Origin of the sequence: Steroidobacter sp. (genome assembly GCF_016790065.1) — a bacterium.
Lineage (GTDB): Bacteria > Pseudomonadota > Gammaproteobacteria > Steroidobacterales > Steroidobacteraceae > Steroidobacter.
The window spans coordinates 1-6755 of record NZ_JAEUPY010000750.1 but is presented as its reverse complement, the minus strand read 5'-3'; the positions used below and the strand labels follow the sequence as shown (position 1 = coordinate 6755).

Sequence of the window (6755 nt, the reverse complement as noted above, 5' to 3'; positions counted from 1 at the left end):
TCGCAAGCTCCATCGCGATGGGAGCGGGTTTCTTCCTCATCTCGTTCACGTCCGACGTGCGCGGCTTCATCGCCGGTTACACGCTGCTGATTCCGATCGGCTCGGCCACGCTGACCACGCTATTTGCCCCGTTGTTACTTTCGCGATGGTTCGTGCGCCAGCGCGGTCTTGCCATCGGACTGGCGGCGCTCGGCACCAAGCTGGGTGGCTTCATGCTGCCGCCGGTGGTGGCGCTGCTGATCGACGAGTTCGATTGGCGATTCGCCATGCGCGTGGTGGGGATATTGATTGCCGTCGTGGTTTGTCTGCTGGCGTGCTGGGCTATCGTCGATCATCCGCAGGATCGCGGTCTTGCGCCCGACGGCGATATCGCAGCTGAGTCGCTCGCCAGCAAACAGCCGCAGGTGCCTACGGAGAAGGTGACACTCCAGGCCGTGCTGGCCGATCGGAATTTCTGGCTGGCCTCGTTCGGCATGAGCGTGATCCTCGCCATGTTCAGCGTGGTGATGTCCAATCTGTCACTGTTTGCCACCGACATGGGCGCGCCACGGGACAAAGCGGCACTATTGCTGTCGATGTTCGCGCTGATCGGCATGTGCGTGAGCCCCATCATCGGCAGGTTGTGCGATGTGCTCGACATTCGAGCGGTGTTCGCGGGCCTGTTGTCGGTATGCATCGCTGCCGTTTCCTTGTTCGCGATCGCTGACAGCTACGCGGGCCTGGTCGCGGCCACGATGACGGCGGCGATCGTCGGAGGCGGAATCTCACCGTTCTTTGGCGCGCTGGTCGGTCGGCTCTTCGATCTGCGGATATTTGGCCGAGCGCTTGGCAGCATGTCGCTGGTGGCAGTGACGATCTCCGCCGCGGTGCCGGTGTTGTCGGGTTGGTTGTTCGACCTGACCGGCAGCTACCGTGGGCTGTTTATCGGGCTGATCGTGCTGCTGGCCATACCGCTGGCGTACATGCCGCTGATCAGGTTGCGGCCGCAATGACGCCGAGTGGTCGCTTGCGCGCTACGACCGCCCCGAGTCGTCACGCTTCAGGGCTGCCCATCTCGCGCGAGATCGCAGCGGCGGTCTTACTCACCAGCTCCTGGGCGGCCGTGATGCTGACTGGATGAGAGCCGTCTAGAAAGGAAAAGAAGGGGACGACCAGCGCGGCGATGAGCTGCCGCGTGTGATCGAAGACCGGGTAACCGATATCGCGCACGCCGCTGATCTGCGCGCTGTCGATCAGCTCGAATCCCTGCTTGCGCACGCGCTTCACGATTGGGTCGACGTCGGAGCCGCTGGGCCGGCGGTGATGCTTGGGAACGCGCGTCAGCATCAATGCGCGTTCCTGCTCTGTCGCGTACGCCAGGATCAAGTGTCCGGAACAGCTGTTGAGCAACGGCGCCTCCGCCCCCAAACGCACGCTCAGTACGCGCTCGGAGGGTGAGTCCTGCTGGGCCACCACGTGGCCTTTGCCTTCGTAGTAGATGACGAGGTGGCAGGACTGTTCGATGCGGTGAGCGAGCATTTTCATCAGGGGGCCGCTGACGGTGGTCAGGCGCTGCACCGGCCGGAAGCGATGCGCCAGCTCGAACAGCTTCAGCGTGGCCTGGTATTTGTCCGATTCCGGCGGGGCGTGCACGTAGCCGCGCCGCTCCAGGACGATGAGCATGCGGAACAGCTCACTTACCGATCGATCGAGGCGCGTCGCGATGCCCGATAGCGTCAGGCCGGATTCCTCGCCGGCGAGCAGCTCCAGGATGTCCAGCCCCTTCTCCAAGGCTGGCGCTTCGTACTTTCTGCGGCCCGCCTGCTTCTTGCGCTTCGTGCTCATGCAATGTCTCGCTGCCTGGTCGCCATGACGGGAAAGTTCGAATGATACGTGGCTGAGCGGGTCTGTTGCACGTGTCGATTTTTATGGGTACGATGAATTTTCATATATGGCATCAACAGTTCAATGACAGGAATGGCCACCAAGATCTCCCGTCTGGTCGTGCGCGATATTCGTTTCCCGACCTCCCGCACCCTCGCGGGCTCGGATGCGATCAATACGGATCCGGATTATTCGGCGGCGTACGTCGTGCTGGAGACCGACGACGGGCATAGCGGCTATGGTCTGATCTTCACGATCGGTCGTGGCAACGACATCTGCTGTCGCGCGGTCGAGGCCATGAGTCACCTGGTGGTGGGACGTGACCTCGATGAGATCACGGCGAATCTGGGACGTTTCTGTGCCGACCTGCGCGCCGACAGCCAACTGCGCTGGCTCGGCCCGGAGAAGGGCGTGATCCATATGGCCGCCGGCAGCATCGTCAATTGCGTGTGGGATCTGTGGGCGCGCCGCGAAGGCAAGCCGGTGTGGCGTCTGGCCTGCGATCTGTCGCCGGAGCGGTTCGTCGATACGCTCGACCTGCGTTATCTCAGCGACGTGCTGACACGCGAAGAAGCGCTGGCGATCGTGCGTCGCAATTACGCGAGCCGGCATGAGCGCATCGCATACCTGGAGCGTCATGGCTATCCTGCCTACTCGACTTCGGCGGGCTGGCTCGGATATAGCGATGAGAAGCTGGCGACGCTGTGCCGCGAAGCGCTTGCTCAGGGCTTCAAGAGCCTCAAGCTCAAGGTCGGAGTGAATCTCGAAGATGACATACGCCGATGTCGTATCGCCCGCGATACGGTGGGACAGGAAGTCCGCATCATGATCGACGCCAACCAGATATGGGAGGTGGACCAGGCCATCGAGTGGGTCAACCGGCTCGCGGTGTTCAAGCCGCTGTTCATCGAAGAGCCGACCAGTCCCGACGATCTGTTCGGCCATCGCAAGATAAAGCAGGCGCTGCACGGCGTGAAGGTTGCGACCGGAGAGCATTGTCACAACCGCATCATGTTCAAGCAGCTCATCGCCAACGACGCCATCGACATCGTGCAGGTGGATGCGTGCCGGCTGGCGGGGCTCAGCGAAATGCTCACCGTCGGCTTGATGGCGGCGAAGTTCGGCAAGCCGGTGTGTCCGCACGCCGGCGGTGTGGGGCTGTGCGAATACGTGCAGCACTTCTCCATGATCGACTACGTCATGCTTTCGGCCGACCTGGAAGGGCGGATGGCCGAATACGTCGAGCACCTGCACGAGCATTTCGAGGATCCTTGCGTGATACGCGACGGCTCGTACGTGGCGCCTTCTCAGCCCGGGTACAGCATAAAAATGCGCGAGGCATCGCTGGCCCGCTACGAATATCCAACCGGCAGTGAATGGAACGGCACCGACGCCGCACGATGTACGACATGAATCCGGGCGCCGCCGCTGACCAGATGCCGCGATCCAGGCGGCTCGGCGCGACCGAACTTCGCCTGACGGAGATCGGCTTTGGTGCCGCTGCGCTGGGCAGCCTGTATGAGCCGATGAGTGAAGGCACCGCGCGTGCGCTGATCGAGGCGGCTTGGGCGGCGGGCGTGCGTTACTTCGACACTGCGCCGTATTACGGGTTCGGGCAGAGTGAAAGGCGTTTGGGCGATGCACTGCGCACGTCGTCGAGAAATTCGTTCGTTCTGTCCACCAAGGTCGGCAGGCTGCTCAAGCCGCTGACGACTCACGCAGGCTGCGGTCGGCGGCATGGTTTCGCCTCCGAGATGCCATTCGAGCCGGTCTATGACTATTCCTACGACGGCATCATGCGATCGTTCGAGGACAGCTTGCAGCGGCTCGGACTCGCCCGCGTCGACGTACTGCTGGTGCACGATATCGGTCATGCGACGCATGGTCAGAGTAACGATACTCAGCTGCGCCTGCTCGAAATGTCCGGTTATCGAGCCCTCGATGAGCTGCGTCGCGCGCGGATGGTGGCGGCCATTGGTTTGGGAGTGAACGAGTGGCAGGTGTGCGAATCGGTCATGGCATGGGGCGACTTCGATTGCTTCCTGCTGGCCGGGCGCTACACGTTACTCGAACAGGGCGCGCTCGAAACATTTCTGCCCAAGTGCGTGGCGCGCAAGACGGGGCTGATCCTGGGGGGCATCTACAACTCCGGCATCCTGGCCACGGGAACCCGGGGTCATGGTCCGGTGAACTACAACTACGAGCCTGCCCCCGCCGATCGATTGGCGACCGTCCGTCGCCTGGAGCGTGTCTGCGATAGCCACGGTGTTCCCTTGGCTGCCGCCGCTCTGCAGTTCCCGCTGGCGCATCCGCAGGTCACCAGTGTCATCCCCGGCGCTGACAGTGCTCAGCAGTTGCGGGCAACGTTGGAGCATTATCGTGTCAGCATTCCCGATTCGCTGTGGAGCGATCTGAAAGCCGAAGGTCTGATCGCGGCGGACGCTCCAGTGCCGGGCTCGGAGGCCCGACTGCCGTGATCGTCGATGCACATCAACATTTCTGGTCGTTGGGACGTGGCGACTATGACTGGCTCACGCCGCAGCTGGAGCCGTTGTATCGAGACTTCCTGCCAGCCGATCTGCGGCCCCTGTTGTCTGAAGCGGGGGTGCGCAAAAGTGTTCTCGTGCAGGCTGCGGCGACCGAAGCGGAGACGCGATACCTGCTTGGCATAGCTCGCACAACGGACTTCGTAGCAGGCGTGGTCGGCTGGGTGGACATGGCGGCGAAGGATGCGCCGGCACGCATCGCCGGGCTCAAGGCCGAGGGCATGGGTTGTCTGAAGGGCATTCGCCCGATGATCCAGGACATTGCAGATGACCGGTGGGTTGCCTCTGCGGCGCTGGACGCCGCGTTTCAGGCGCTGATCGATTGCGAGCTGACATTCGATGCGCTGGTGTTTCCCAGGCATCTGGAGCATCTGCGCCGGCGGTTGGATCGACATCCCGATCTGCGTGTGGTCATCGACCACTGCGCGAAACCTGACATCGCCGCGGGTGCATTCGCTGAATGGTCGACGGCGATGCATTCGTTGGCACGAAATTCACAGGCACTGTGCAAGCTGTCCGGGCAGCTCAGCCAACTGTCGCCGACGCAAACCAGCGAGCATGTGCGTCCCTACGCGCAGCAGGTATTGCACAGCTTTGGCCCCAAGCGGGTGATGTGGGGCAGCGATTGGCCGGGGCTCAATTGCAACGGGGACTACGCGACGTGGCTGGCGGTCGCTCGCTCGATTCTGGCCGGGCTGCCAGCGCAGGATGCGTCGGACGTGCTGGGAGGCAACGCCGTGCGCTTTTATTCATTGGCTGAAGATTGATGACCAGAAACACCCCTGGATCGAGTGAATGAGTATGTCAGGAACGTTGCAAGGAAAATCTTGCCTGATCACCGCCGCGGCTCAAGGCATCGGCCGGGAAACCGCGATCCGATTTGCCGCCGAGGGCGCTACTGTGCTCGCCACGGATATCGCAGAAGATCTCTTGCAGCAGTTGGCGCAGGAATATCCGCTGATCCGCACGCAGCGTTTGGATGTGAGCGATCCGCAAGGCATCACCGCACTGGTGGAGAACAACGCGGGCTTCGACGTGGTGTTCAACTGCGCCGGTTATGTGCATCAGGGCACCATCCTGGACTGCGATGAGGACAGTTGGCGGCGCTCGTTCACGCTCAATGTGGATTCCATGTACCGCGTTTGTCGGGCAGTGATCCCGCACATGATCAACCGCGGTGGCGGCGTGATCATCAACATGTCATCGGTGGCCTCCAGCGTCAGAGGCGTGGCCAGTCGCTTCGCATACGGAGCGACCAAGGCGGCGGTGATCGGACTGACCAAGTCGATAGCCGCGGACTTCGTCGGCAGCGGCATCCGCTGCAACGCCATCTGTCCAGGCACGGTGCGGACGCCGTCACTGCAACAACGAGTGCGAGCGTTGCCTGGCGAGGAGGAGGACAACTGGCGCGCCTTCGTTTCGCGTCAGCCGATGGGGCGGTTGGGCGAACCGGTGGAGATCGCGGCGCTGGCGCTCTACCTGGCGTCGGACCAATCCGCGTTCACTACCGGCGCCTTGCACGTCATCGACGGCGGCTGGACCAACTAATCAACGATCGAGGTTGCTCATGAGATTCGTGCGTTTTGGGCCGGCGGGGAGCGAACGGCCGGGTGTGCTGGATGACGTCGGTGTGATTCGCGACCTGAGTGGCATGGTGTCCGACATCGAGGGCTCGATATTTCAGCGAGACGTCGCGGTGCGCCTGGCTGGGCTCGAGCTGGCATCGCTGCCCCGCGTGGAGGGTGCGCCTCGACTGGGGCCGTGCATCGGCCGCGTCGGCAAGATCATCTGTATCGGACTGAACTACTCGGATCATGCAGCGGAGTCGGGCCTGCCGGTGCCGCCGGAACCGGTGGTTTTCTTCAAGGCGACTACGGCGATCACCGGCGCGAACGACTACGTGCGATTGCCGCGTGGCTCCTCCAAGACCGACTGGGAAGTGGAGCTTGGGGTGGTGGTAGGTCGGCGGGCGAGCTATGTCACGGTCGCCGATGCCATGGACTATGTCGGGGGCTATTGCGTGGTCAACGATGTGTCGGAGCGAGACTTTCAGTTGCAGCGCTCCGGGCAGTGGGTCAAGGGCAAGAGTTGCGACACGTTCGCGCCGCTCGGTCCGTGGCTGGTCACTAGAGATGAGGTGCCCGACCCGCATGCGCTGCGCATGACGCTTGCTGTCAACGGCCGTCGCTACCAGAACGGCAGCACCGCCACCATGATCTACAAGGTACCGTTCCTGATCAGCTATCTGAGCGAGTTCATGACGCTGGAGCCCGGCGACGTGATCTCCACGGGCACGCCACCGGGCGTGGGCATGGGGCAGCAGCCGCCGGTGTATCTGCGAGCGGG

7 protein-coding genes are annotated in these 6755 nt (G+C 62.7%); 6 read left to right on the top strand and 1 reads right to left on the bottom strand.

The genetic code is table 11. The features are described 5' to 3' along the window. Positions 1-992: MFS transporter (locus tag JNL55_RS30655; protein ID WP_293863522.1), on the top strand; the 992-nt coding region annotated here is incomplete at its 5' end. Positions 993-1032: 40 nt separating this feature from the next. On the opposite strand, the gene JNL55_RS30650 is transcribed toward JNL55_RS30655, so the two are convergent. Beyond that, on the bottom strand, positions 1033-1824 hold the full coding sequence (locus JNL55_RS30650) for an IclR family transcriptional regulator (RefSeq protein WP_293863520.1): 792 nt from the start codon (positions 1822-1824) through the stop codon (positions 1033-1035). 123 nt (positions 1825-1947) lie between these two features. Between JNL55_RS30650 and JNL55_RS30645 the strand changes: the two genes are divergently transcribed. The 5 genes from JNL55_RS30645 to JNL55_RS30625 all read left to right on the top strand — a co-directional run. Beyond that, entirely contained in the window at positions 1948-3276 is a 1329-nt protein-coding gene (locus JNL55_RS30645; RefSeq protein WP_415923194.1) for an enolase C-terminal domain-like protein, read from the top strand. Beyond that, positions 3273-4340, top strand: coding sequence for an aldo/keto reductase (locus tag JNL55_RS30640; RefSeq protein WP_293863516.1), 1068 nt, complete (start codon positions 3273-3275; stop codon positions 4338-4340). Before JNL55_RS30645 ends, JNL55_RS30640 begins: the two co-directional genes overlap by 4 nt. Then, positions 4337-5176 carry an amidohydrolase family protein gene (locus JNL55_RS30635; RefSeq protein ID WP_293863514.1) on the top strand — a complete coding sequence of 280 codons (840 nt, stop codon included), beginning with the start codon at positions 4337-4339 and terminating at the stop codon, positions 5174-5176. The genes JNL55_RS30640 and JNL55_RS30635 overlap by 4 nt, the downstream gene beginning before the upstream one ends. Positions 5177-5210: 34 nt before the next feature. Beyond that, positions 5211-5957, top strand: coding sequence for an SDR family oxidoreductase (locus JNL55_RS30630; RefSeq protein WP_415923195.1), 747 nt, complete (start codon positions 5211-5213; stop codon positions 5955-5957). A gap of 19 nt (positions 5958-5976) precedes the next feature. Beyond that, positions 5977-6755 (top strand): fumarylacetoacetate hydrolase family protein (locus tag JNL55_RS30625; RefSeq protein WP_293863511.1); only part of this gene is annotated, 779 nt, incomplete at its 3' end.

Excerpts from the sequence above, each read along its gene's own strand:
- JNL55_RS30640 (WP_293863516.1), top strand. The coding sequence starts at position 3,273 with ATGAATCCGGGCGCCGCCGCTGACCAGATGCCGCGATCCAGGCGGCTC.
- JNL55_RS30630 (WP_415923195.1), top strand. The coding sequence starts at position 5,211 with ATGTCAGGAACGTTGCAAGGAAAATCTTGCCTGATCACCGCCGCGGCT.
- JNL55_RS30650 (WP_293863520.1), bottom strand. The coding sequence starts at position 1,824 with ATGAGCACGAAGCGCAAGAAGCAGGCGGGCCGCAGAAAGTACGAAGCG.
- JNL55_RS30645 (WP_415923194.1), top strand. The coding sequence starts at position 1,948 with ATGACAGGAATGGCCACCAAGATCTCCCGTCTGGTCGTGCGCGATATT.